Source organism: Corynebacterium sp. HMSC28B08, assembly GCF_001806865.1.
GTDB classification, from domain to species: Bacteria; Actinomycetota; Actinomycetes; order Mycobacteriales; family Mycobacteriaceae; genus Corynebacterium; species Corynebacterium auriscanis.
The window spans coordinates 70,584-93,838 of the sequence record NZ_KV786165.1 but is presented as its reverse complement, the minus strand read 5'-3'; the positions used below and the strand labels follow the sequence as shown (position 1 = coordinate 93,838).

Genomic DNA, 23,255 nt, shown 5'->3' with positions numbered 1-23,255 from the left:
AAACTCTAAAGGCTGTTATTGCCGGATAGTGAATTGATCCAATTCCGCGGCAACCTGGGCGGGGAGACGGACCTCTAGTCGCGTTCCGTTTTCGTCATAGCTCTCAGACAAAACGGTGCCTAGTTCATGCACCCGGGCCACCACGTCCCCGCGGTCGAACGGCACATGCAGCACTACCTGGCAATCGAGCGAATTGAGGAACAGCTCCAATCGCGTTTCGAGCTCGTCCACACCTTCACCAGTGTGCGCGGAGACAAATACCACATCGCTCAAACGGTGACGTAATTCCGCGAGAACCAAGGGATCAGCTTTGTCGATTTTGTTGACCACCAAAATTTCAGGTGGAGCCTGCTCGCCGCTTTCTTCCACGATTTCGCCGATGACTTTGTTTACAGCGGCGATCTGCTCCAGTGGGAATGGATCCGAACCGTCCACCACGTGCAGCACCACATCCGCGGCCATGACCTCTTCCAAGGTGGAACGGAAAGCCTCTACCAATTGCGTGGGCAGATGGCGCACGAATCCAACGGTATCGGTGAAGATGACTGCACGGCCATCGGCCAATTCGGCACGACGCGTGGTGGGATCCAATGTTGCAAACAACGCATCTTCGACTAGTACACCGGCGCCGGTCAAGGCATTAATCAACGACGACTTACCGGCGTTGGTATACCCTGCGATTGCGACCTGCGCAATCGCAGCAGAATCACGGCGTTCGCGCTTAATATCGCGCGACTTTTTCATTCCCGCAATCTCTTTTCGCAACCGTGCCATATCGGCACGCAACCTGCGACGATCCGCCTCGATCTTCGTTTCACCCGGGCCACGCAGACCCACACCGCCATTGGCTCCGGCACGACCACCGGCCTGACGAGACAGCGCACCGCCCCACCCGCGCACGCGCGTAATGAGGTATTCCATCTGAGCCAAAGCAACCTGAGCTTTACCTTCCTTGGATTTCGCATGCTGGGCGAAGATATCCAAGATGAGCATGGTGCGGTCGATTACCTTTACATCCAGAGCCTTCTCCAGAGCGATCATTTGTCCCGGGCTCAATTCGCCGTCGCAAATCACGGTATCCGAACCGGTTTCCACGACAACCTGCCGTAGTTCGTCCACCTTGCCTCTCCCGATGTACGTTCCAGCATCGGGCTTATCTCGCTTTTGATAGGTAATATCTGCGATTTCTGATCCGGCGGTTTCTGCCAGCGCGGCCAGTTCCTCGAGCCGCGCCTCAATTTGCTCCACGGTCCCTTCGGTCCACACACCTACCAGCACCACCTTTTCAAGACGGAGTTTGCGGTACTCAACGTCATAACCGTCGGCTTGCTCATCGGTGTAAGTGCTGGTTCCGCGTGTGAGCCTGCGCAGGGAGGAACGTGCTTCCAAATCCAGCTCACCAATGGTTGGCGTGGTGGCGTCGATAAAAAGGTTTTCCCCCTCGGTAGCGCGCTCAGCGCCGGGGTAAAGCTTGCTTTCTTCAGTCATTAGGTACTATTTTTGCACGTTTACCTGCACGAAACCAATCCGATGCGGGTCATTCACACTGTGGGGTCTACAGTGGGATTCATGATTGCTGAGCTGACGAGTGTTGGTCTTCAATTCCCACAGTGGCAGGACGCGCTAGAGGCCGCTTATGCTTCTGGGCGTTTAGCCGTATCGGGTGAGGTCGAGGGTGGACAGGTCCTCCAATACGATGATCCCAGCGGAGCCCGCCTGGTGATTCTTACCGCCCCTCCATATGGTTCTTTCGCTAGCTTTTCCGGCGGCGTGGGCACCAGCGCGCACATTTCCATGATCAACGAGGTTGTTGGCGTGCTGGACATCGTCGACGATAGCCCAGCGCTGCAAACAAGCAACCAAGATGCGCCGGTCGTTTCCTCCCTCACCGCGACCATTGCACAGGGCCCCATGCTGGCCGATGTCACTAGCATGCAGTACCAACCAGTGGAAGTGACCGCTTTGGCCGTCGATGTTTCACTTTTTACCGACGCCACGTTCTTCGCCGCCGCCGGTGGCACCTCTGTGGGAACTGTGGAATCGATCGGGCTTTCCGAGATGAATTCGGGAGCTGCAGCGCCACACTCCAAAGCACACATCGCGGTGGAGACTACGGAGGTTGTGAAACGCACGTCGGACCTGACTGGACAGTCGTTCTGGGTGTGCACCGTACACTCGCCGTTCGAGTTTTCGGTGGTACTGCCGGAAAGCGCCGGGGATCTTGTCGCGTTGGCGACGAGCATTAACGGCCAGCCCCGTCCGCTCATTCTGTCCGGAGACGTCGCCTTCACCGCCACCGCCGTCGAAGCCGCCAGCTGCGCCACCAGTGGAGGTTGCGGGTCCGGCACCTGTGGCTGCGGCGGGGCCCACTAGTACGGCATGGCCCCAGCAAGAGCTGAGGACTCTCACCTTGCCGGCGTCCAGTGAGACTGCAGCGCCCACCACAGTTTCAACAGCCACCACAGCACCAACACCTTAGTGGCTACACAACCATCTCGCCTCGGGCGACGATCTCCGCGGGTCCAGTGAGGATCGCGGCGTCTTCAGTAATGTCTACCATCACTTGGCCGCCGGGGATGTTCACGGTGACCGTGCCGAATTCCTGTTCGGCGTCGGCCAACGCGGCCACCGCGGCTGCTACCGTTCCCGTGCCACAGCTGCGGGTTTCCCCCACACCTCGCTCATGTACGCGCATGTGAATAGCACCGTTCTCTAAGGGCGTGAGAATCTCCACATTCACCCCGTTGGGGAAGAACGCATTATCCCACTCCACGGGCTGACCCACGGGCAAGGTTGCCAAGTCGGTCGCCGTGAGGTTGGGAATAACCGCAGCCAGGTGGGGATTCCCCATGTCCACGCCCAGCCCGGCCAGCTTGAACCCTCCCACCGTGGCAGTGGACATCCCCGTAACCTCCGGTTGGCCCATGTTCACACTGACGTATGCGTGCACCTCATCAGCACTGTGAATGGTGACGAGCTTACGACCCGCACGCGTTCCTACTCCCACCTGCAGTGGGAATTCTGGTTTATCCCCGCCCACCAGGTGTTCTGCGACCAGCACGTGAGCGAACGCGCGCACACCATTGCCGCACATTTCCGCGATTGAACCATCCGCATTGCGGTAATCCATAAACCACTCATCCCCCTGGATAGCAGACGATGGGTCATCAGGGGCCGGGGCGAGAATGGATTCGTCGACGACGCGGGCGTCGATAAGAGAAGCAGCAGTCGCCACACGAATCACACCATCCCCGCCGATCCCCGCACGGCGATCGGCAATTCGGCGCACCCGTTCGTCGGTCAAATCAACCGCGACGGATGGGTCGACGAGGAAGACGAAATCGTTCTCTGTGCCATGCGCCTTGATGAAGCGCGTGGCTGTCCCCTCCGGGAAGCTCACACCGGGCTCGTGGGCAGATTGTGTGTCAGTCATGGTGTCCCAGCCTACCGTGAGCGGACCAGTTGTAGCGCACGTCCGATTGCATCGGGCTGATTGGCCGGTATCCATTGCACGCGAGGATCACGGCGGAACCAACTGCGCTGCCTGCGGGCATAACGGCGAGTGCCAATCACCGTGGCCTCCCGCGCCTGTGCTTCCGTCATGTGCTCGTCTAAGTAGTCCAACACCTGGGCGTAACCAATCGCCTGCCCAGCCGTGGAATCGCGGCGCAGTCCTGCAGCTTTCAACCGCTCGACTTCCGCTACCAGGCCACGCTCAAACATGATGTCCACGCGCTGTTCCAGTCGTGGATTCAGCCATTGCGCATCCGCCTGCAAACCCAAGATGTCCATGTTCCACCGCGCCGGGCGGTCTTTGGGTGGCTGAGAAGCGGCAAACGGTTTGCCTGTGAGCTCAATGACCTCCAGAGCACGAACTGTGCGACGTGGATCCCGGGCTTCAATAATCGAGGCCGCCTGGGGATCAACCGTTGCTAAATGCGCGTGTAGTGCTTCCACCCCAATCTCTGCCAGTGTGCTTTCCCATTTCCCACGGACCGCAGGGTCGGTGGGAGGAAAGTCCCATTCATCGACCAAGGCCTGCACGTACATCATGGAGCCACCCACAAATATGGGTGTTTTACCGCGGGCCATTATTGCTTCGGCATCGGCAATCGCGCCCGCGCGGTATTCGGCTACGGAAGCCGGTTTGGTCACCGGCCAAATATCCAGCTGGTGGTGCGGGATGCCCTCGCGTTCGGCCACAGTGAGCTTAGCGGTGCCAATATCCATGCCTTGATAAAGCTGCATGGAATCGATGTTGATAATTTCACCACCGAGTTCGTGCGCAAGCGCGAGAGACATTGCTGATTTCCCCGCGCCCGTCGGCCCCACCACCGCCACTGGGCTAATCCCATTAGTGGCGCTAATTCCATTCATGACTTGCCAGTCTAGCGGCCCACACCCCAGGAGGCCTCACACAGTGGCGAGGAATAAGTGGGGAGTAATTCCACCCAAGATTGCAAGAATCTGCCATACTCAGCAGAAGAAGGAATCGCACCCGTTAGCTATTCCATAGCTGTTCTATAGCTATTCCACGGCAGCCGTGACGCGCGGCAAGAATGAAAGTCCCGCTCTGGAGAGCATTCACTCAGTTTCTAGCCCTCCAGGCGCGGGAGCAAGGAGTACCACGATGACCAACCCACCGCATGATCAGGCGAATGCTAACCAGCAGGACCCACAGTCCCAGCCAAAGCCACATCCAAGGCCTCAGCCAAAGCCTAGCCCTGCTGCTCTGGCCAAAAACCGCACTGCAGCGAAAGGCGCGCAAGCACTGACGGGCAGTGTGCACATTCCGCACAACGATCCTGCCAAGTGGGGTCGCGTGGAGGACGACGGCACTGCATATGTCGTGACTTCTCGCGGTGAAAGGCACATCGGAGACTTTAAGGCAGGAACCCCCGAGGAGGGCCTAGCGCACTTCGGCGCCCGTTACGACGACGTCTCTACGGAGATTGCGTTGCTTGAAATGCGCCTGACCACCCACCCGGAAGAAGCGCGTCGCATCCGTTCAGATGCCGCGAAAATCCGCGAGGACCTCGATACCGCCGCCATCATCGGAGACATCGAAAGCCTGCAGACCCGCTTGGCTACTATTGCCACGCAGTCAGTGGGGGTCGAGCAGCAGGTCGAGTCCTTGAAGGAGCGCCGTCGGTCAGAGGCCACCGAGCGCAAGGAAGCACTCGCAACCGAGGCAGAAAAACTGGCTGCGGATTCCACGGACTGGAAGGCAACGGGAGATCGCCTGCGCACCATCGTCGACGAATGGAAATCCATCAAGGGCGTGGATCGCAAGACCGACGATCAATTGTGGAAACGCTACGCGGCAGCCCGCGATAATTTCCGCAAGCGGCGGGGAGCACACTTCGCCGAGCTAGATCGCAACCGCGTGGCCGTGAAAAACGTCAAGGAAAACCTAGTTGAGCGCGCCGAAGCACTGCAGGATTCCACCGATTGGGCAGAGACCTCCCGCGCTTACCGCGAGCTTATGAAGGAATGGAAAGCCGCCGGACGAGCACACCGCGACGTTGATGACAAGCTATGGCAACGCTTCCGCGCAGCTCAGGATAAGTTCTTCGATGCCCGCAAAGCCAACGATGCGAAGCGCGACGAGGAATTTTTGGCGAACGCCCAAGCCAAGCAGAAGCTCTTAGATGACTATGATGCCAAGGTCGACCCCTCCACGCACGGTGTGGAGAAGTCCCGCGAGGCTCTTCACGAGCTGCAGGAAAAGTGGGAAGACATCGGGTATGTCCCCCGTGGACAAGTGCGTGAATTTGAAGACAAAATCGCAGCTGTAGAGCGGCGTGTGTCCGAGGCCGCCGATGCTGAATGGCGCCGCACCGACCCAGAAGCGCAATCCAGAATTGCACAGTTTCAGGCCAAGGCCGACCAGTACAGCCAAGAAGCTGAAGCCGCCGAAGCTAAGGGCAATAGCAAAAAAGCCGCCACGCTCCGGGAGCAGGCGGCGCAGTGGCAGCAGTGGGCAGATACCGCTGCAGCAGCTATCGAGAGTTAGTCCTCTTCAGGCTGGTCCGCGGGTGCATCCTGCACGGCGCGGCGCTGCCGGCGGCGCTCCGCGACAACCGCGCGACGGTCATCCACGAAATCATTGACCTGCTCGCGCTCCTGCAGCCCCGTGCGCAAACGCTGCTGCTTGAGACGCGATTCCTCGTCCCGGTGGGCCTCCTCGCGCCGAGCCTTAGCAAGGGCCTTTTGCAGCGGAGTTTTGCGGAACAAGAGGATCGACAACGTGACAAACAGGATCGTCAGGCATACGGCGGCGATAATCAGGCCGTAAGCAGGTCCCTCACCGGGATCCGTCACCGGACGCGATTGGCGAATCCAGATCGCGAAAGCAGAGTACCACCACGCCACACCGACGAAGAACCAGTTCACCCACGCGACCAGCCACGACCGCGACACAATTGTTCCCGCGGTCAGCAAAACGCCACCCGTTAGCGCCAGCCAGCTGAAAGCGCGCTCGGGCAACTTAGTATTGAACTGTTGGGCTACCGGGGAATTAAACAACACATCGTAGCCCTTGACCTGCCCCGCGTGTGGCAAAAAGATCGCCAGCAGCACGCCGAAGATTCCAATCGCCAGGAAAGGCAGGAACGGCTGATAATTTACATCGCGCGCTGCGTTCTTTTCGGCAGATTCCAGATCACCGCGGTACTGTGCTAGGGCATCCGCCCGCTTCGGGTTAGCTGTCGCAGTTCGTTGCGCACTAGCTTTCTGCGGATTTATCTCTTGCGCGTCTCGATTACTCACAGCCGCATCCTCCTGTTGCACATCCCGTCTCTACCGGTTGCTGTTCTACACTTGCCGTGTGCCGGCTGAATCCTGGCATTCCAAGCCCGACGCCGACGGGCGCCGTGGTTGGAGTTTGTCCTGCCGCAGTCATGTCCCCCGCCTTGGTCCTGCGGTGGCTGAGCACGCCGGCGTCGGCGAAAAGGAAATAGGCCGCAGCACCGGTGACCTCAACCTCCACAATATCGCCAGCGCGAATGCCCTCCACCGTGGGGTCAAAGTGGATGAGTCGGCCGTCCCGGGACCGCCCACTCATGCGCCGAGTTTCGTCGTTCTTGCGGCCATCTGCCTGAACGAGCAGCTCTTGAGTAGTGCCGATAAGCTTTTCGTTCTCCTCGCGACTGATGCGTTCCTGCAGATCCAGCAAGCGCTCGTAACGCTCCTGGACGATATGCTTAGGGATCTGGTTGTCCATTTCAGCCGCAGGAGTGCCCGGACGAGGAGAGTACTGGAAGGTATACGCGCTGGTAAACCGGGATTTCTCTACCACATCCAGGGTGGCCTGGAAGTCTTCTTCCGTTTCACCGGGAAAGCCCACAATGATGTCCGTCGTAATGGACGCATTCGGAATCCGCTGGCGCACCTTCTCCAAGATCTCCAAGAACTTCTTGGAACGGTAGGACCGGCGCATATCCTTAAGAACCTTGTCGCTGCCCGATTGCAGCGGCATGTGCAGCTGCGGGCACACAACAGGGGTTTCCGCCATAGCCTCAATCACGTCGTCGGTGAATTCTGCCGGGTGCGGACTGGTAAAGCGCAACCGTTCCAAGCCCTCGATCTCGCCACATGCACGCAGCAACTTCGCGAACGCGCCGCGGTCACGCTCTAGGTGGGGATCGGAGAAGTTCACACCGTAGGCGTTGACGTTTTGCCCCAGCAACGTCACTTCGCTCACCCCCTGGTCCACGAGCGCCTTGACCTCTGCCAGGATCTCCCCCGGTCGGCGGTCTTGCTCCTTGCCACGCAACGAGGGCACGATGCAGAACGTACAAGTGTTGTTGCAGCCCACAGACACGGATACCCAGCCCGCGTAGGCCGATTCGCGCTTGGCCGGAAGAACCGAAGGAAACTCTTCCAGGCTGTCCACAATTTCCACTTCCGCGCGATCGTTATGGGCGGAACGGGCCAGCAGCGTAGGCAGGCTACCCAGATTGTGCGTGCCAAAGACTACGTCAACCCACGGAGCCTTCTGTACAACCGTCTGCTTATCCTTCTGCGCCATGCATCCACCTACCGCGATTTGCATGCCCGGGTGGTTTTCCTTGACCGCCTTCATCTGGCCAAGGGTTCCATACAGTCGATTATCGGCATTTTCACGCACAGCACAGGTGTTGAAAACCACGACATCCGGAGTCTGACCGTCACCAACAGGTATATATCCATTGTCTTCTAGGAGGCCGGAGAGCCGCTCGGAATCGTGAACATTCATCTGGCAGCCGAACGTGCGCACCTCATACGTGCGGGCCTGGGGGTTCATCGTCGCTATTCACCTCGTGGGCGTCGGAATAAAAAAGAGCGTGCCGAGCCGGTCTACACTGCCTGCAAAAGTGAGAAAACACCACGTCAACGAACTATGAGCAGCGGGGGCACGCGGGGGTTGTTACAGCCAGCCATCCTATCGCAGAGACCACCAATAGCAGAAACTACCGTCAAATACCTGTAATTGGTGGCGCAAAGTTTCTTAAAAGTGAGCCCTCGTGCACTAACCTATCGCCTATGGCAGAAAACACATCTACTTCCGCAATCACGTTGCGGAATGTAAACAAGCATTTCGGCGACTACCACGCTCTGCGCGACATCAACTTGGAGATACCTTCCGGGCAAGTTGTCGTGCTTCTGGGCCCCTCGGGTTCAGGCAAATCCACGTTGTGCCGCACCATCAACCGGCTGGAAACAATTGACTCCGGCGAGATTCGCATCTACGGTGACCTACTTCCCGAAGAGGGCAAGAAGCTTGCAAAGCTACGCGCCGAAGTGGGCATGGTTTTCCAGTCCTTCAACCTGTTTAGCCACATGACGATTCTGGATAACGTCACACTGGCCCCGATGAAGGTTCGCGGCCTAGGCAAAGAAGAGGCCAAGAAGCTGGCGATGCAGCTGCTCGATCGAGTAGGCATTGCCGCGCAGGCCGAGAAATACCCCGCCCAACTATCGGGTGGTCAACAGCAGCGCGTGGCCATTGCCCGCGCTCTCGCCATGGAGCCCCGCGTCATGCTGTTCGACGAGCCGACATCCGCGCTCGACCCTGAAATGATCAACGAGGTGCTGGACGTCATGGCTGGCCTAGCTGCCGATGGCATGACCATGGTATGCGTGACCCACGAGATGGGATTCGCACGCAAAGCCGCTGATCGCGTGTTATTCATGGCCGATGGCAGCATCGTGGAGGACACAGACCCCGAGAGCTTCTTCACCAATCCAACGTCCGATCGTGCCAAGGACTTCCTCGGCAAAATCCTGGGCCACTAGAGGAAGCGGGCGAATATGCGAACTCAATTGCTACCCAAACGGATCCTCGCGGCGATCGTTGCTCTATGTAGCGCAGCAGCTCTCGCGGCCTGCGGATCCAATGAAGCCCGCACGCTGTTGGAATCCATCAAGTCCGGTCACGTAATCCTGGGAACAAAGTTCGACCAGCCGGGACTGGGCGTGCGCACACCGTCCAAGGATTACGAAGGCGTGGATACCGATGTCTCGCGGTATGTCATCAAGCACATCGCGGAGAAAAACGGCTGGGCGCAGCCACAGATCACCTGGCGAGAGACCCCATCGGCCCAGCGCGAAACGCTGATCAAAAACGGTGAGGTGGACATGATCGCCGCCACCTATTCGATCAACAAGGGCCGGTATAAGTCCGTGGATTTCGGTGGTCCGTACCTGCTTACTCACCAGGCAATTCTGGTACGTAAGGACGACCCGATCCAGGGCCTTAGTGACATGGGCGCGCGCACCAAGGTGTGCTCGGTGACGGGATCCACTCCAGCGCAGAAGATCAAGAATGCGCTGCCAGAGGTTCAACTACAAGAATTCGACACCTATTCCGCCTGCGTGGAAGCGCTAGCGCGTGGCAAGGTGGATGCTCTTTCTACCGACGCCACGATCTTGGCTGGGTTCGCGGAGCAGTACCCCGGCAGGATGCGCGTGGTCGAGTTGAAAAAGGAAGACGGCTCTTACTGGACCAACGAGAATTACGGAATCGGTATGGCCAAGGGGCAACCGGACGCGGTAAAGGCTGTCAACGATGCCCTTAACGACATGCATGATTCTGGCGAATACGAACGCATCATCAAGGACAACCTCGGTGATGCCATCCAACCTGGAGACAAGCCCAAGATCGGCGACCTCTCCTTCATCGATAAGAAATAGGAAGGAGGGTAACACCGATGAATGCCGAACTATGGTCTGAAATGGGGCCGGAGCTTATTCCGGCGTTTTGGACGACCGTGAAACTCACGTTCTGGTCGGCCCTGGGATCCATGATCCTAGGCACAATTTTGACGGCGATGCGTGTTTCCCCCGTCGGGATTCTGCGTAGCCTCGCGACGTTTTATATCAACACCGTCCGTAATACACCCTTGACGTTGATTGTCCTGTTCGCCTCGCTGGGTCTGTATGTGAATCTGGACATTGCCCTGGCAGGACAAGGTGCTACTTTTACGACGACCAACAACTTCCGCCTCGCTGTGTTGGCGTTTGTGCTGTACACCTCATCTTTCGTGGCCGAGTCGCTACGCTCTGGCATCAACACAGTGCCGTTTGGCCAGGCAGAGGCTGCCCGCTCGTTGGGCCTGAGCTTCATGCAGAATTTCCGCCACATCATCTTCCCGCAGGCACTGCGCGGTGCGATTGTGCCCTTGGGCAACACCCTGATTGCATTGACGAAAAACACCACGATCGCGTCCGTGATCGGTGTGGCAGAGGCATCCCTACTGATGAAGTCCACCGTGGAGAATCACGCTAACCAGGTGTTTGTGATCTTCGGTGTTATCGCCCTCGGCTTCATCATCCTCACGCTGCCAATGGGCTTGATCTTCGGCGCAGCGGGTAAGCGATTGGCGGTGAAGCGATAAATGTCTACGCGTGCAACTGTTTTGTACGACGCCCCGGGTCCCCGGGGTCAACAAATCAACCGGCTGCTGACTGCAGCCACGATTGCCATCACCGCGGCCGTGTCGCTGTGGGTCGGAATCCGGTTGAACAACAACGGCCAGTTTGCAGCCGAGAATTGGCAGCCGTTCCTTACCGGCGACATGTGGACAACCTACGTCCTGCCCGGGTTGTGGGGCACCCTGAAGGCCGCGGTGGCTTCCATCATCCTGGCTATCATCGTGGGCACGATCCTCGGTTTGGGCCGTCTGTCAGAGATCGCACCAGTTCGCTGGGTATGCACGGTCATCGTGGAGTTCTTCCGCTCCATCCCCGTGCTGCTGCTCATGATCTTTGCCTACCAGGTATTCGCTATCTATGGTCTGGTGCCAACGAAACACTTGGCATTTGCCGCGGTGATTTTCGGCCTGACCATGTACAACGGTTCGGTGATCGCCGAAATCCTGCGCTCTGGTATTCGGTCACTGCCGGCCGGTCAGGAAGAAGCCGCGATTGCCCTTGGATTGTCTCGACGCCAAACTATGTTCAAGATCCTTCTCCCCCAGGCTGTCGCTTCGATGCTGCCAGCGTTGGTGTCGCAGATGGTCATCGCCTTGAAGGATTCCGCACTGGGTTACCTAATTGGATACGTAGAGGTTGTGCGTTCCAGCCTGCAGGCCGCATCGTGGTACAAGAACTACCTGGCGGCGATGGTTGTGGTCGCGATCGTCATGATCCTGGTCAACTATCTGCTCTCCCGCCTGGCCGAACGTATGGAAACCCAGCTACGGGCCGGTCGTGCTCGCCGCAATATTGTGGCGAAGGTTCCACACCAAAAGGACGTGGGCGTGGTCACCAAAGACGAAACCAACGTGGACTGGCACAACCCTGACTATCGCGATTTGAAGCAAGATTACTAATCGCCAGTAGGTGCGCGACTGGGGGACGCGTGCCGAGGGGGGGGAACGCGCTGGTGGCGACTACAGCTCCTCAATTCGCCTATTCAGCGCGATCTCGGCATATTCCTTCGCTTCGACTTCGGGGAAACCACGCCGGGCTGCTACGCCCACTAAACGACGTAGCTCACTGCGATATTGTTTCCAATCCGTCGGACGGCGCTTGACACTCCGGGCGCGCTTATCGATGAGCTGTCGCATAATCTCTTTTTGCTGATCCTCATCGATTGTTTCCAAGGCCTGTTCGATAAGACCGGCCTGCACACCCTTGCGCTGCAACTCCTGGCGCAGTACGGATGTTGACTTCTTGCAGTGCTGCGAACGCTGCCGCACCCACTCCGAAGCGAACTGCTCATCGTCTAGCATGCCGTTATTCTGGCACCTGGAAATGGCTTCCTCGACCAACTCGGCAGCAAAATCCTCTTCTAGTAGGCGCGTCCGCAGCTCATGCTCCGACCTCGCGCGATGATTGATCAACCGGGTTGCTTTTGCCGCCACGGGGGCAAGCGCTTGCTCAAACTCCCGATCGACTATCTGGGATTCACGGTGGGCTTCCCCGCGGGCAATCTTTTCCATTGCATCCCGCAACCGCGCGATTCTGTCGTCGGGATTATGCCTTGTTTCATTCATGGCTGTGGGCCCCTGTCCTAGCGGGCACGGCCTATTCGTCGTCGTTGTCGTCATCGAAATTCGGCGCCAAGTCAATGGGTCGGTCTTCCGGTGCGATCTCCTCTTCTTGCTCCGGCTTGACGTTGGCGTACGGGCCTACCTTGAGCTCACGCATGATGCGGTCTTCCAATTCACTGGCCATCTCTGGATTGGCCTTTAGGAATTCACGCGCTTTTTCTTTACCCTGTCCCAGTTGATCACCATCGTAGGTGTACCACGCGCCGGATTTTTTGATGATTCCGGCTTCCACACCCAAATCGATGATGGAGCCCTCGCGCGAAATGCCCTCACCGTACAGAATGTCGAACTCTGCAACCTTGAACGGCGGCGAAACCTTGTTCTTTACAACCTTGAGTCGTGTGCGGTTACCAACTACATCCTGACCGTCCTTCAGCGCCTGGATACGGCGAATATCGCATCGGACGGAAGCGTAGAACTTCAACGCTTTACCACCTGTGGTGGTCTCGGGAGATCCGAACATCACGCCGATCTTTTCGCGCAGCTGATTAATAAAGATGGCGGTCGTGCCGGTCTGATACAGCGCACCAGTCAACTTACGCAACGCCTGACTCATCAAACGTGCCTGCAGACCCACGTGGGAATCACCCATGTCACCATCGATTTCCGCCTTCGGTGTCAACGCAGCTACCGAGTCCACCACAATGATGTCGATAGCACCGGAGCGAATCAGCATATCCGTGATCTCCAGTGCCTGTTCCCCCGTATCCGGCTGGGATACCAGCAGTGCATCCGTATCTACACCCAATTTACGGGCGTAATCGGGATCCAGCGCGTGCTCCGCATCGATAAACGCCGCGATGCCGCCCGCCCGCTGGGCCTCAGCAATGGCATGGAGTGCCACAGTGGTTTTACCCGAGGATTCCGGACCGTACACTTCAACCACGCGACCGCGCGGGAAGCCACCAATACCGAGCGCTACGTTAATGGCAATGTTGCCAGTAGAAATAGCTTGGATCGGAGGGCGATTGTCATCACCAAGGCGCATCACGGCGCCCTTACCGAAGTCCTTCTCGATCTGTGCCATGGCCAAGTCCAGCGCCTTGGCACGATCGTTGCTCATCGCAGCCGCGGCCTTCTTCTTCGTCGCCATCTTCAATCTCCTCGCTTAATCTGTTCAGCTATCTGCAGCCAGCGCCACATGTCATCGCAGGCTCCGGCCTTGCGGGGGGCTAACCGTTTAGACACGGCAACTCCCCGAAAAAGTTCACTCGGAATCCTACGCTGCTACTTTCACACCACCACAGCGTACACGAACGGGTGTTCGAAATTCTACTATCGACACGGCACTACAAATCTTCCCCTTAAGCGTCGATCTTCAGGCACGTCAAAGTCATCACACAGCGCTAGCCACACGTCCCGCAAATCGGCCCCGCGTTCGATAACCTCTTTTGGGTACCCACCGAATCGCGATAGGTAATGGGTATCCAGCACCCACGATGCTCGGTCCGCACCGAACTCGCCTTCCATCAATCGATCGAATTCCGCCATTCTCATGTCGTCCAACCTAACACCTCCACGAATTTGAACAGCGTTCAATCCGTGCTCTAAAATACTGTTGTGAAGGAAATCAATTCATCCCATTCCACCCGCTTCGGCGCGATGGACCTTGCCCTCATCGCCGTCTTCGCCGCGCTCATCATCGTGCTCGGCGCCGTATCCATCCCAGTGGGAACCGCGGGCGTTCCTATCGTTTTGCAAAACATGGGTATCCTCTTGGCCGCATTCATCCTAGGAGGCACCCGTGGTGGCCTAGCTGTCGCTCTCTTTCTCGGAGTTGGCCTGGTAGGTGTGCCGAACCTCGCCGGATGGCGCCCTACATTGGCCGCTTTGCCTGGGCCCACTGTTGGATACTTGGTCGGATACCTAGTCACGGCATTCCTGATCGGTTATGCAGCTGATCGCATTATCCGCTCCCACCGTCGCTCAGGCCGCTCTCCCATCGCGCTGCTGGTCACGCTGATCATCCTGGGCCTGGCAGGCATTGCCATTCAATACCTGTGTGGCACTATCGGGCTCATGGCGCGTACACCACTGGATTTCACCGCAGCCCTTGCCACCAACGCACCGTTCATCCCGGGCGACCTAGCCAAAGCAGTCGTTGCCGCGATCATCGCGGCCGGAGCTATTCGCGCGGTTCCTGATCTAATTCCCACTGCAAAATTGCCAATCCGTCATACCGCCGCCAACGATTAGACAGCCATGGCACCCGCTGAAATCTCCCATGACCCGATAACGTTCGACAACATCAACCTCGATGTCACCCAGTCCTCTCCCACCGGTGTCACAACCCGTCGGATCCTATCCGATATCTCTACCACTCTCACCGAGCACCGGGTGGCCATTATCGGCGCCAACGGCTCCGGCAAATCCTCCTTGGTTCGCCTCATCAACGGCCTGAACTCCCCCACATCTGGCCACGTCCGCGTGGGCGAGCTGGATGTCGCCCGCCAAGCCAAACAGATCCGCCAGCGCGTGGGCTTCATTTTCTCGGACGCAGACAACCAAATCCTTATGCCCACCGTGGTAGAAGATGTTGCCTTTTCCCTCCGACGCCACAAGCTGCCCCGCGCCCAGCGCCATCAGCGTGCGCTGGCGCAGTTGGATGCGATGGGTATTGCCCACCTCGCAAACAACTCCCCCCACACCTTATCGGGCGGAGAAAAGCAGCTGCTGGCCCTTGCCAGCGTGTTGATTCTGAGCCCAGACATCATCATCGCTGATGAACCCACTACCTTGTTGGACTTACACAACCGCCGCCGGGTTGCCAGCGAGCTCGCAGCTCTGTCGCAACAAGTGATCGTAGTAACTCACGATCTCGATCTGATCCGCGATTTCGATCGCGTGCTGTGGATCGACAACGGAAGAATTGCCGGAGATTCCAGTCGAAGTGGAAGCGGCGGGGCGCGGGGCGTCGTCCAACAATATGAGGAGGCCTACGGCGGTGTTTAATCCCCACGTGGTGCCGATGGGTGTCTATGTCCCGGGGCGGTCGGTAGTGCACACCGCACCTACGGGGCTGAAACTGTCGGTGGTTATTGTCACTGTGATCCTGACGGCGGTCTTGGGACGGTGGTGGCCAGTCGCACTCGGGGGATTGTTGCTGGTCGTGGTCTTGTATGTGCTGGCCCATATCCCCGCAGCGATAGTTGGGCGCCAAATGCTGGCGCCTGTGCCAGTCGTAGCGTTCATCGGAGCGGTGACATGGTGGCGCGAGAGCTGGGAGATCGCGCTATGCGCAACCGCCACCTTGTTCACGGCTATTGCCATCGCTATCCTCCTCACGCTTACCACCACCGTGGAACAGCTGATGGATGCGTTGGAGCGACTGCTCCAACCCCTAGCCAGACGCGGATTTCCGACAGAAAAAATCCTCATCGCCATGTCTTTGACGATGAGGCTAATCCCGCTGACGGCTGTGACCGTAGCCGAGATTTTGGAAGCGCGACGTGCGCGGGGCCTAGGGTTTTCCCCCACCGCTTTTGGTGTGCCCCTGCTTGTTCGCAGCCTGCTGCGCGCACGAGCCTTTGGCGAAGCCCTGATCAGCCGTGGCGCCGGGGATTAAGTCATCGCCGGTGCGCGCTGCGGAATCAATTAGGAATCGTTGCGCAGCTGGCGCATCCGCTCCGCTACTGCATCATCAGTGTAGTTCGAAGCCTGTGGCTGGGCCTGCTCGATAGATCGCTGCTGTGTACTGTCTCCCCCGGCAATGCCTTTATCGTGATTCATCTCCGCACGCAGCTGCTCCAAGCGGGAATGCCCCGCCATCTGGATCCCCGCCTGCTGAACTTCCATCATGCGGCCTTGGACAGAGTTCTGGGCTAGCTCAGATTGACCCAGCGCATTGGCGTAGCGGCGCTCAATCTTTTCACGCACCTGATCCAAGTTCGGGGTGGATCCGGCGGCGACCTGGTTCATAGACTGCAGGGACTCCGCAACCTTTTCTTGCATCTTGGCCTGCTCCAGCTGGCTCAACAGTTTGGTGCGCTCTGCAGCCTTCTGCTGCAACTGCATTGCATTGCGCTCCACGGCCTGCTTGGCCTGAGCAGCTTGCTGCAGGGACTGGTCATGCAGTCCCTTGAGATCCTCTACCGACTGTTCGGCCGTAACCAACTGGGCAGCAAAAGCCTCAGCCGCATTTTCGTACTCCATTGCCTTCTGCTGGTCGCCATCAGCGCGTGCCTTATCAGCCAAGCCCAAGGCCTGCTTGGTATTGGCGTGCAGCTTTTCAACCTCGGCGAGTTGGCGGTTGAGCTTCATCTCCAGCTGACGCTGGTTGCCAATAACTGCAGCTGCCTGCTGGGATAGTGATTGGTGCTGGCGTTGCGCTTCGGCGATAGCCTGCTCAATCTGGATCTTAGGATCAGCGTTTTCCTCAATTTTGCTGTCGAACAGCGCCATCAAGTACTTCCAAGCCTTAACAAATGGGTTCGCCACCGCGAAACTCCTCTAAAATTATCTGACGTAAATGATCCGCTTCAGTGTATCAACGCTCGCGCGCGACGGCACCGGCATTGGGGCGTTTGTGCGACATGCTCGCGGCCAGTTCGGCAGCCGCGGCATCAAGGGCCATCATTGAAGCAGCTTCCACAATCACGCTAGCTACGCTGATACCCATTCCATGGCACACACTTGCCAAAAGCTCGCTAGAGACTTCCTTCCGGCCACGTTCGATCTCCGAGAGATACCCGGGACTCACACTGGCCAAGCTGGCTAACTCACGCAAACTAAAACCGGATTGGGAACGGTATTCGCGCAACGTTGCCCCCAACGCTTCACGCAACAGTGGTTCCTGATCGGGAGCCACCGGGCGCGTCGCGGTTTTCAGCGCCTCCGCCACGTTGTGGCGGGATTCCATAACAATAGTGTTTTGAGTCATCACTTGCTCTAACGAACGACAGCGGGAATTTGTTCCCTCCACCATAACGCGGTCACAGACAGCTTTATGAAAGTTCAGAATCTACGATCGACAATAACGTCAGTGCCAAACTCACCGCAGCCTGTCGGATGCTGGCTCTCACGTCGTCGGCCTGTGGATCCCACCAGCTGGCGGGCAGTTTCGCCACCGCGGTGCCATTTCCTTCTTTTGTCCCGACGCCCACGTACACCTCACCCACTGGATGGCCTTCTTGGGGGTCGGGCCCCGCTACCCCGGTTAGCCCGATGCCGAGATCGGCATCGCATGCCGTTGCCGCGCCCCTCGCCAATGCGGCGGCCACACCGGGATCGATTGGCCCGTGGCGTCGAAGGTAGCGCTGGTCCACCCCCGCCAACCTGGCCTTAAGATCGGTGGCATAAACGATCAACCCCCCGCGCAGGATAGTAGAGGCCCCTGGAACGGTGGCAATGGTGGCAGACACCAGCCCCGCGGTAAGGGATTCCGCGGTGGCAATCGTACGGCCGGACGCGCGCAGCTGGGCGACCACCTGCTGCGGTTGTTGGGGTGGGCGGTCAATAGTGATCGGTGTGTAACCACAAGGGTTTTGCTGGGCGGTCATCGGAACGGCGTACTAGTTGGCCGAAGCCTCACCGGAGCCAGCCCGGGCTTGTTCTCGAGAATCCAGCAAGTACTGCACACCGGTGACAACAGTGACCACGACAGCTAGCCCCATCACGATGTGTGCGACCCACGTCAGCGCACCGGCCGCAGGCAGGATGTACAGAGCCACAGCCAGAGTTTGCAGGACGGTCTTGAGTTTGCCCCCCTTTGATGCGGGCACAACGCGACCACGACGGGCCAGAACCACGCGCCACACCGTGATGCCAAGCTCGCGGAACACGATGACAGCGGTGACCCACCACCACAGTTCCCCGAGGATATTCAGGCTAACCAGCGCAGAAATCATCAGCGCCTTGTCAGCGATCGGATCGGCCAGCTTCCCGAAATCAGTGATGACCTCGTATTTGCGAGCCAAAAACCCGTCGAGCTGATCGGTGAACATCAGCAACACGAACACGATGAGAGCCCACCAGCGTGTGACCTTATCCGCGTGGCCGGCCTGGGCCCAATGATCCGAGCTGAGGATTAGCCACAGGAAGAGCGGGATCAGCACAATGCGCACCGTCGTGAGGACATTGGGCAAGCTGAGCCGGTGCACAACCCGTCCAAACGACGACTGATTGGTGCGATTCATCGATGTCGTAGCCACATTTTTCATACTACTAGGAGCTCACCGAGGTATCAGTAGCTTCGTGGCTTTCTTCGTTGGCTGCCTTGTGCCTCTTGCCCACGGTGAGGCTGAGGACAGTAGTGATAACTAGAACACTCACAATAACGATGAGCGACATTTCCACCGACACCTCAGGGGCGTGCACGTTTTGTCCACCGTTGATAAATGGCAGATTGTTTTCGTGCAGAGCGTGCAGCACTAGCTTCACACCAATGAAGGCCAAGATCACACCTAAGCCGTAGGACAGGTACACCAGCTTGTCGAGCAAACCATCTAGCAGGAAATACAGCTGACGCAATCCCATCAGCGCCAGTGCGTTGGTCGTGAAGACGATGTACGGCTCGCTAGTAATGCCGTAAATGGCGGGAATCGAATCCAGCGCAAACAGGAGGTCGATGAAACCGATGGCTAGCAGCCCCACGAACAGTGGCGTGATGATCCACTTACCCTTGTCCTTGAAGGCCAATTTATCGCCGTTGTAATCGGGCGAAACGGGGATTACCTTGCGGATGGTGCGAACAATCCACATGTTTTCCGGGTCAGTTTCTTCCTTGTCGGAAACTTCATCAATGATCAGCTTGACGGCGGTCCACAACAGGAAGATACCGAAAAGGTAGAACACGTCCGACCAAGCGGAAATCACCGCTGCGCCCAGGGCAATGAAGATGCCGCGGAACACCAGAGCCATGGCGATACCCCACAACAGCACCTTTTGCTGGTACTTACGGGGGATCTGGAAAGAAGCCATGATAAGCGCAAAAATGAACAGATTGTCCACACTGAGCGCCTTTTCGGTGACATAGCCAGCGAAGAACTCCACACCGTGTTGATGGGGATTACCGGGCTCCCCCCATGTCAGCCATAAAAAGCCACCGAAGAGGCAAGCCAGGCCAATGTAGAACAACGACCACAGTGCGGATTCCTTCACGGTGGGCTCGTGTGGCGTGCGCACGTGGGCAAAGAAATCGAAGACGAAGAACGCAGCGACCACCGCAATGGTAATCCCCCACGTCAATGCATTAACTTCCATGATTAGATAAAACCTCCGGCTTTCAGTATGAGAGCGTGGTGAATGAGCCGGAGGTCTCCCCCGTCGGGTCCACGCAATGTGGCTAACCCGACCGGCACGACCGGGAGGTCAGTCTTCGACCGGGATATAGAATCTCGTATCTCACGACCTGCCGTGTTGACGATCTGTGCCGTTGTTCACAGGCGGATTGGGGTACTCCCCTCCATGGTGTGCAAGCTTACACATAATCCCACGTGTGCTTAAAACGCGCCCTTTGTCGGATCCGCCTGCACCACTCGTGGAATCTCCGCGGTGCTATCCGCGCTGGGTCCTGCGCCTGGACCACTAACAGCGTTATCACCCGTGCTGGGGATACTTTCCGCATCCGATGGTTCCTCGCGCAGCTCGTCTGGCGCATCCGCGGGGTTCGCACCCTTAATCATCCACAGAATCGTTTCTAGTTCTTCGGGCTTGACCAATACCTCGCGGGCCTTGGACCCCTCGGACGGGCCAACCACGCCGCGGGTTTCCATCAGGTCCATCAAGCGACCTGCCTTGGCAAACCCAATGCGCAGCTTGCGTTGCAACATGGAGGTGGAACCGAACTGGCTTGTCACAACCAACTCGACTGCCTGCAGCAGATCCTCCAGGTCATTGCCGATATCGGGATCGATGTCCTTCTTAGCTTCAGCCGCCTTATCCTCGGTCACGCCTTCGGTGTAATCGGGCTCGGCCTGGTTCTTTGCCGAATCCACAACGGCCTGGATTTCCTCGTCCGTCACAAATGCGCCTTGGATACGCTGTGGCTTACCGGCGCCCTGCGGAATGAACAAACCATCGCCCATTCCGATGAGCTTTTCCGCGCCACCCTGATCCAAAATCACTCGGGAGTCGGTTGACGACGACGTGGCGAAAGCCAAACGCGACGGCACGTTGGTCTTAATCAGACCGGTCACCACGTCCACCGATGGGCGCTGCGTAGCCAGCACCAGGTGAATACCGGCAGCGCGGGCCTTCTGTGTGATGCGGACAATCGAATCCTCGATTTCGCGTGGCGCGGTCATCATCAGATCCGCCAATTCGTCAACTACACACACGATGTATGGGTAGGGCCGGTACTCGCGTTCGCTACCCAGCGGCGTGGTGATCTCGCCGGACTTCACCTTTTTGTTGAAGTCCTTGATGTGACGCACGCGGGAGGACTTCATGTCCATGTACCGCTGCTCCATCTCCTCCACCAGCCACGTCAATGCAGCCGCAGCCTTCTTTGGCTGGGTAATGATCGGCGTGATGAGGTGCGGGATTCCCTCGTATGGAGTGAGCTCCACCATCTTTGGATCAACCAAGATCATCCGCACGTCCTCGGGCGTTGCACGCGTGAGTAGAGAAACCAGCAGCGAGTTGATGAAGGCCGACTTACCGGAGCCTGTAGAACCAGCCACCAACAAGTGTGGCATCTTCTGGATGGAGTGGGCCACAAACTCACCCTCAATATCCTTGCCCAATCCCACGAGCATCGGATCCAGATCTGCCGAAACCTTCGGCGCGGTCAACACATCGCCCAAGCGGACCATCTCTCGATCGCTGTTGGGCACCTCGATACCCACGGCTGACTTACCTGGAATAGGTGTGAGCAGGCGGACGTTGTCTGTCGCTGCAGCGTAGGCCAGATTGGACTGCAGGTTAGTGATCTTGGAAACTTTCACGCCCGGTCCCAGCTCAATCTCGTAGCGGGTGACTGTGGGGCCACGGGAGAATCCCGTCACCTGTGCATCTACGTTGAACTCATCAAACACATCGGTGATGGCCTCGATCATGCGATCGTTGGTTTCGCTCCTGGTTTTCGGTGCGTCGCCTTCAATCAACAGGTCCGCACTGGGCAACTGGTAGTCGCTTTCTGCGGCCGCCTTCTCCACTGCGGGCTTTTGTTGGTCGACGCCCCCTGCCTCAACCGTCTCCAACTCTGACTTGGGGACGGTGGCGGGGATAGCTGCGGCGTCAATACCAGACCGCGCCACGATGGCCTGACGAATGGACTCACGGGAAGCCGCCACAGCATCCTGCCGGCCACCCTCGGCACGAGAAGACTGCGTTGAATCTAGGCTCCTCTGCTGTGACTGACGTGCCGCTGACTTCCTCGCGGGCTCGACTTCGGGTTCTACTGTGACGGGCTCGTCATCGTCCAGCAGTTCGGCCACGTCATCCAACTGAGCGGCACCCACCTTCTTGCGCTGGGAACGACGGCGGGGCTTGTCCACGGGCTCGTGCCCAAGAATTGCAGTCTCTTCGCGCGCGGGAGCCTCTTCCGGCCCCGTGTGGTCCTCATCCCGGTAGTTATAGTTGGGTGCAGGGTGGCGCTCGCGAGAAGTTTTGCGCGCTGCCCTGGGTGCTCGTCCACCGGATACTGCGGCATCGAGTTCACGATCGACACTGCCATAGAGATCGTCTTCGTCTCGATCGTCATAGACCGCGTCGTCGTCATCGGCATTATGTAAGGACCGTAGGCGATCCATCCCGAGGCCGAAGTAGTGGGCGACCTCGGATCCTACCTGGGAGAACGTCATCCCCGTCAGTTGCAGGGCACCATAGACAATTGCCAGCAACAGCAGCGGCACTGCTAGGTATTCGCTAAATCCCACGGCCATGGGGCTGCCGATCACCCGCCCCACCATGCCTCCCGCCGAGGCCCGTCCTTCACTGTCTGCGGGCAATCCTGCAAAAATGTGGATGCAAGCCAATGCACCCACCACAATTAGCATCACACCGGAGACCAAACGCAGCGGCGAGCGCTGTGTAGTCCGGGCACCAACCGCCAGCACCCACGCTGCATAGCCCAAAGCGATGGGTACGACGAAAGCTCCGGCTCCCACAACCCACTTCATGAGTGACGCCACGCCGTTGCCCACTGCGCCGCCGACACCGAACCACATGGTTCCGGCGAGAATCACTGCCAAGGCCAACACACCCAGTGCGGCGCCATCGTGTCCACCGCCCACGCGGCGAGCCGAATGGGGATCGTAATAACCCTCGACGTAACCGTCCTCTCGCAGTTCCGCATCGCTTTCCCGCGTGAGGTCCAACTTGGTAGTTGGCGCCTCAGCGTCATCGTAGCCGGTGGGTTTGGGGCGCTTCCGACTGTAAGCGCGTGAGTTTCCTTGCGTACGCTGCGAACGCCGTGCGGATGCCATGTGTTGTGTATCTTCCTCCCACATCAGGTCGTGCTCATCGCTGTCCGAATCGTTAGAACCAGCGATTCTTCTCCCCACTCCACCAACTCCACGGGCAACCGTGGACAGGGCTGAACCCAGTCCGTGACCTACTGCGCCGAAAGCACTCCCGGTACGTTCGAAATCGGCGTAATCGTACTCGTCGCCTGAGCTACGTTCGACCTCACTCAGTGCAGGGGCCGTGGAGCGTGAACGGGCAGAGCGGGATCCGTTGCGGGGGCGACTAGTGACAGACATGGGATTCACTTTAGCCCTTTAAGTCACATCAGTCACACACGAAACACCGAACATGCACAAAAGCCTAGAAAGC

General features: G+C 58.2%; 23 protein-coding genes. 9 read left to right on the top strand and 14 right to left on the bottom strand.

What is annotated here, in order from left to right:
* Window positions 1–15 precede the first annotated feature (15 nt).
* A complete protein-coding gene (hflX, locus tag HMPREF3098_RS05070) occupies window positions 16–1,488 on the bottom strand; it encodes a GTPase HflX (protein WP_070434245.1) in 1,473 nt (490 codons plus the stop codon).
* An 81-nt stretch (window positions 1,489–1,569) separates the two neighbouring features.
* Between hflX and HMPREF3098_RS05065 the strand changes: the two genes are divergently transcribed.
* On the top strand, window positions 1,570–2,373 hold the full coding sequence (locus HMPREF3098_RS05065) for a hypothetical protein (protein ID WP_070434316.1): 804 nt from the start codon (window positions 1,570–1,572) through the stop codon (window positions 2,371–2,373).
* 109 nt (window positions 2,374–2,482) lie between these two features.
* On the opposite strand, the gene dapF is transcribed toward HMPREF3098_RS05065, so the two are convergent.
* Together dapF and miaA are read right to left on the bottom strand one after the other, a co-directional pair.
* The gene (gene dapF / locus HMPREF3098_RS05060) at window positions 2,483–3,433 is read right to left on the bottom strand and encodes a diaminopimelate epimerase (protein ID WP_083284128.1); all 951 of its coding nucleotides are present in this window, start codon (window positions 3,431–3,433) and stop codon (window positions 2,483–2,485) included.
* Window positions 3,434–3,444: 11 nt separating this feature from the next.
* Entirely contained in the window at window positions 3,445–4,377 is a 933-nt protein-coding gene (gene miaA / locus HMPREF3098_RS05055; RefSeq protein ID WP_371440957.1) for a tRNA (adenosine(37)-N6)-dimethylallyltransferase MiaA, read from the bottom strand.
* A 253-nt stretch (window positions 4,378–4,630) separates the two neighbouring features.
* Here miaA and HMPREF3098_RS05050 point away from each other — a divergent pair, with 253 nt between their 5' ends.
* Window positions 4,631–6,016, top strand: coding sequence for a DUF349 domain-containing protein (locus tag HMPREF3098_RS05050; RefSeq protein ID WP_070434244.1), 1,386 nt, complete (start codon window positions 4,631–4,633; stop codon window positions 6,014–6,016).
* On the opposite strand, the gene HMPREF3098_RS05045 is transcribed toward HMPREF3098_RS05050, so the two are convergent.
* Both HMPREF3098_RS05045 and miaB read right to left on the bottom strand, forming a co-directional pair.
* Window positions 6,013–6,771 carry an Rv2732c family membrane protein gene (locus HMPREF3098_RS05045; RefSeq protein WP_246815852.1) on the bottom strand — a complete coding sequence of 253 codons (759 nt, stop codon included), beginning with the start codon at window positions 6,769–6,771 and terminating at the stop codon, window positions 6,013–6,015. The two genes, HMPREF3098_RS05050 and HMPREF3098_RS05045, sit on opposite strands and share 4 nt — an antisense overlap.
* Complete coding sequence (gene miaB / locus HMPREF3098_RS05040) at window positions 6,764–8,287, bottom strand: tRNA (N6-isopentenyl adenosine(37)-C2)-methylthiotransferase MiaB (RefSeq protein WP_070434243.1); 1,524 nt, start codon at window positions 8,285–8,287, stop codon at window positions 6,764–6,766. Before miaB ends, HMPREF3098_RS05045 begins: the two co-directional genes overlap by 8 nt.
* Before the next feature lie 239 nt (window positions 8,288–8,526).
* Here miaB and gluA point away from each other — a divergent pair, with 239 nt between their 5' ends.
* Genes gluA through HMPREF3098_RS05020 form a run of 4 tightly spaced genes read left to right on the top strand, consistent with a single transcriptional unit; the run spans window position 8,527 to window position 11,816 of the window.
* A complete protein-coding gene (gluA, locus tag HMPREF3098_RS05035; RefSeq protein ID WP_070434242.1) occupies window positions 8,527–9,279 on the top strand; it encodes a glutamate ABC transporter ATP-binding protein GluA in 753 nt (250 codons plus the stop codon).
* Window positions 9,280–9,294: 15 nt separating this feature from the next.
* A complete protein-coding gene (locus HMPREF3098_RS05030) occupies window positions 9,295–10,176 on the top strand; it encodes a glutamate ABC transporter substrate-binding protein (protein WP_070434241.1) in 882 nt (293 codons plus the stop codon).
* Window positions 10,177–10,193: 17 nt separating this feature from the next.
* The gene (locus HMPREF3098_RS05025; protein ID WP_070434240.1) at window positions 10,194–10,880 is read left to right on the top strand and encodes an amino acid ABC transporter permease; all 687 of its coding nucleotides are present in this window, start codon (window positions 10,194–10,196) and stop codon (window positions 10,878–10,880) included.
* Entirely contained in the window at window positions 10,881–11,816 is a 936-nt protein-coding gene (locus tag HMPREF3098_RS05020; RefSeq protein WP_070434239.1) for an amino acid ABC transporter permease, read from the top strand. It begins immediately after the preceding gene.
* A gap of 60 nt (window positions 11,817–11,876) precedes the next feature.
* Here the strand turns inward: HMPREF3098_RS05020 and HMPREF3098_RS05015 are convergent, their stop codons facing one another.
* The 3 genes from HMPREF3098_RS05015 to HMPREF3098_RS10945 form a co-directional block, all read right to left on the bottom strand.
* A complete protein-coding gene (locus tag HMPREF3098_RS05015) occupies window positions 11,877–12,482 on the bottom strand; it encodes a regulatory protein RecX (protein WP_070434238.1) in 606 nt (201 codons plus the stop codon).
* A 31-nt stretch (window positions 12,483–12,513) separates the two neighbouring features.
* Window positions 12,514–13,632 carry a recombinase RecA gene (gene recA, locus HMPREF3098_RS05010; protein ID WP_070434237.1) on the bottom strand — a complete coding sequence of 373 codons (1,119 nt, stop codon included), beginning with the start codon at window positions 13,630–13,632 and terminating at the stop codon, window positions 12,514–12,516.
* A gap of 182 nt (window positions 13,633–13,814) precedes the next feature.
* The gene (locus HMPREF3098_RS10945) at window positions 13,815–14,036 is read right to left on the bottom strand and encodes a DUF3046 domain-containing protein (protein WP_083284127.1); all 222 of its coding nucleotides are present in this window, start codon (window positions 14,034–14,036) and stop codon (window positions 13,815–13,817) included.
* A gap of 105 nt (window positions 14,037–14,141) precedes the next feature.
* On the opposite strand from HMPREF3098_RS10945, the gene HMPREF3098_RS05005 reads away from it, so the two are divergent.
* Genes HMPREF3098_RS05005 through HMPREF3098_RS04995 form a run of 3 tightly spaced genes read left to right on the top strand, consistent with a single transcriptional unit; the run spans window position 14,142 to window position 16,104 of the window.
* The gene (locus HMPREF3098_RS05005; protein WP_070434236.1) at window positions 14,142–14,735 is read left to right on the top strand and encodes a biotin transporter BioY; all 594 of its coding nucleotides are present in this window, start codon (window positions 14,142–14,144) and stop codon (window positions 14,733–14,735) included.
* A gap of 6 nt (window positions 14,736–14,741) precedes the next feature.
* Window positions 14,742–15,491, top strand: a complete 750-nt coding sequence (locus HMPREF3098_RS05000; RefSeq protein ID WP_070434235.1) for an energy-coupling factor ABC transporter ATP-binding protein — start codon at window positions 14,742–14,744, stop codon at window positions 15,489–15,491.
* Window positions 15,484–16,104, top strand: coding sequence for an energy-coupling factor transporter transmembrane component T family protein (locus HMPREF3098_RS04995; RefSeq protein WP_168155992.1), 621 nt, complete (start codon window positions 15,484–15,486; stop codon window positions 16,102–16,104). The genes HMPREF3098_RS05000 and HMPREF3098_RS04995 overlap by 8 nt, the downstream gene beginning before the upstream one ends.
* 29 nt (window positions 16,105–16,133) lie before the next feature.
* Here the strand turns inward: HMPREF3098_RS04995 and HMPREF3098_RS04990 are convergent, their stop codons facing one another.
* From HMPREF3098_RS04990 to HMPREF3098_RS04965, 6 genes are all read right to left on the bottom strand, one after another.
* The gene (locus HMPREF3098_RS04990; RefSeq protein WP_070434233.1) at window positions 16,134–16,976 is read right to left on the bottom strand and encodes a PspA/IM30 family protein; all 843 of its coding nucleotides are present in this window, start codon (window positions 16,974–16,976) and stop codon (window positions 16,134–16,136) included.
* A gap of 49 nt (window positions 16,977–17,025) precedes the next feature.
* Complete coding sequence (locus HMPREF3098_RS04985; RefSeq protein WP_035112869.1) at window positions 17,026–17,418, bottom strand: helix-turn-helix domain-containing protein; 393 nt, start codon at window positions 17,416–17,418, stop codon at window positions 17,026–17,028.
* A gap of 64 nt (window positions 17,419–17,482) precedes the next feature.
* A complete protein-coding gene (locus HMPREF3098_RS04980; RefSeq protein ID WP_083284123.1) occupies window positions 17,483–18,037 on the bottom strand; it encodes a CinA family protein in 555 nt (184 codons plus the stop codon).
* A gap of 12 nt (window positions 18,038–18,049) precedes the next feature.
* Window positions 18,050–18,697: a CDP-diacylglycerol--glycerol-3-phosphate 3-phosphatidyltransferase gene (gene pgsA, locus HMPREF3098_RS04975; protein ID WP_070434232.1), complete on the bottom strand. Its 648-nt coding sequence runs from the start codon at window positions 18,695–18,697 to the stop codon at window positions 18,050–18,052.
* A gap of 4 nt (window positions 18,698–18,701) precedes the next feature.
* Window positions 18,702–19,739 (bottom strand): TerC family protein, encoded by a 1,038-nt coding sequence (locus HMPREF3098_RS04970; protein WP_070434231.1) that lies wholly within the window; start codon window positions 19,737–19,739, stop codon window positions 18,702–18,704.
* A 239-nt stretch (window positions 19,740–19,978) separates the two neighbouring features.
* Window positions 19,979–23,182 carry an FtsK/SpoIIIE family DNA translocase gene (locus tag HMPREF3098_RS04965; protein WP_083284121.1) on the bottom strand — a complete coding sequence of 1,068 codons (3,204 nt, stop codon included), beginning with the start codon at window positions 23,180–23,182 and terminating at the stop codon, window positions 19,979–19,981.
* Between the last annotated feature and the right edge of the window lie 73 nt (window positions 23,183–23,255).

What these genes read in the sequence shown, in the direction of transcription:
- hflX (WP_070434245.1), bottom strand. Translation starts at nt 1,488, where the DNA reads ATGACTGAAGAAAGCAAGCTTTACCCCGGCGCTGAGCGCGCTACCGAG.
- HMPREF3098_RS05065 (WP_070434316.1), top strand. Translation starts at nt 1,570, where the DNA reads ATGATTGCTGAGCTGACGAGTGTTGGTCTTCAATTCCCACAGTGGCAG.
- dapF (WP_083284128.1), bottom strand. Translation starts at nt 3,433, where the DNA reads ATGACTGACACACAATCTGCCCACGAGCCCGGTGTGAGCTTCCCGGAG.
- miaA (WP_371440957.1), bottom strand. Translation starts at nt 4,377, where the DNA reads ATGAATGGAATTAGCGCCACTAATGGGATTAGCCCAGTGGCGGTGGTG.
- HMPREF3098_RS05050 (WP_070434244.1), top strand. Translation starts at nt 4,631, where the DNA reads ATGACCAACCCACCGCATGATCAGGCGAATGCTAACCAGCAGGACCCA.
- miaB (WP_070434243.1), bottom strand. Translation starts at nt 8,287, where the DNA reads ATGAACCCCCAGGCCCGCACGTATGAGGTGCGCACGTTCGGCTGCCAG.
- gluA (WP_070434242.1), top strand. Translation starts at nt 8,527, where the DNA reads ATGGCAGAAAACACATCTACTTCCGCAATCACGTTGCGGAATGTAAAC.
- HMPREF3098_RS05030 (WP_070434241.1), top strand. Translation starts at nt 9,295, where the DNA reads ATGCGAACTCAATTGCTACCCAAACGGATCCTCGCGGCGATCGTTGCT.
- HMPREF3098_RS05025 (WP_070434240.1), top strand. Translation starts at nt 10,194, where the DNA reads ATGAATGCCGAACTATGGTCTGAAATGGGGCCGGAGCTTATTCCGGCG.
- HMPREF3098_RS05020 (WP_070434239.1), top strand. Translation starts at nt 10,881, where the DNA reads ATGTCTACGCGTGCAACTGTTTTGTACGACGCCCCGGGTCCCCGGGGT.
- HMPREF3098_RS05015 (WP_070434238.1), bottom strand. Translation starts at nt 12,482, where the DNA reads ATGAATGAAACAAGGCATAATCCCGACGACAGAATCGCGCGGTTGCGG.
- recA (WP_070434237.1), bottom strand. Translation starts at nt 13,632, where the DNA reads ATGGCGACGAAGAAGAAGGCCGCGGCTGCGATGAGCAACGATCGTGCC.
- HMPREF3098_RS10945 (WP_083284127.1), bottom strand. Translation starts at nt 14,036, where the DNA reads ATGAGAATGGCGGAATTCGATCGATTGATGGAAGGCGAGTTCGGTGCG.
- HMPREF3098_RS05005 (WP_070434236.1), top strand. Translation starts at nt 14,142, where the DNA reads ATGGACCTTGCCCTCATCGCCGTCTTCGCCGCGCTCATCATCGTGCTC.
- HMPREF3098_RS05000 (WP_070434235.1), top strand. Translation starts at nt 14,742, where the DNA reads ATGGCACCCGCTGAAATCTCCCATGACCCGATAACGTTCGACAACATC.
- HMPREF3098_RS04985 (WP_035112869.1), bottom strand. Translation starts at nt 17,418, where the DNA reads ATGACTCAAAACACTATTGTTATGGAATCCCGCCACAACGTGGCGGAG.
- HMPREF3098_RS04980 (WP_083284123.1), bottom strand. Translation starts at nt 18,037, where the DNA reads ATGACCGCCCAGCAAAACCCTTGTGGTTACACACCGATCACTATTGAC.
- pgsA (WP_070434232.1), bottom strand. Translation starts at nt 18,697, where the DNA reads ATGAAAAATGTGGCTACGACATCGATGAATCGCACCAATCAGTCGTCG.
- HMPREF3098_RS04970 (WP_070434231.1), bottom strand. Translation starts at nt 19,739, where the DNA reads ATGGAAGTTAATGCATTGACGTGGGGGATTACCATTGCGGTGGTCGCT.
- HMPREF3098_RS04965 (WP_083284121.1), bottom strand. Translation starts at nt 23,182, where the DNA reads ATGTCTGTCACTAGTCGCCCCCGCAACGGATCCCGCTCTGCCCGTTCA.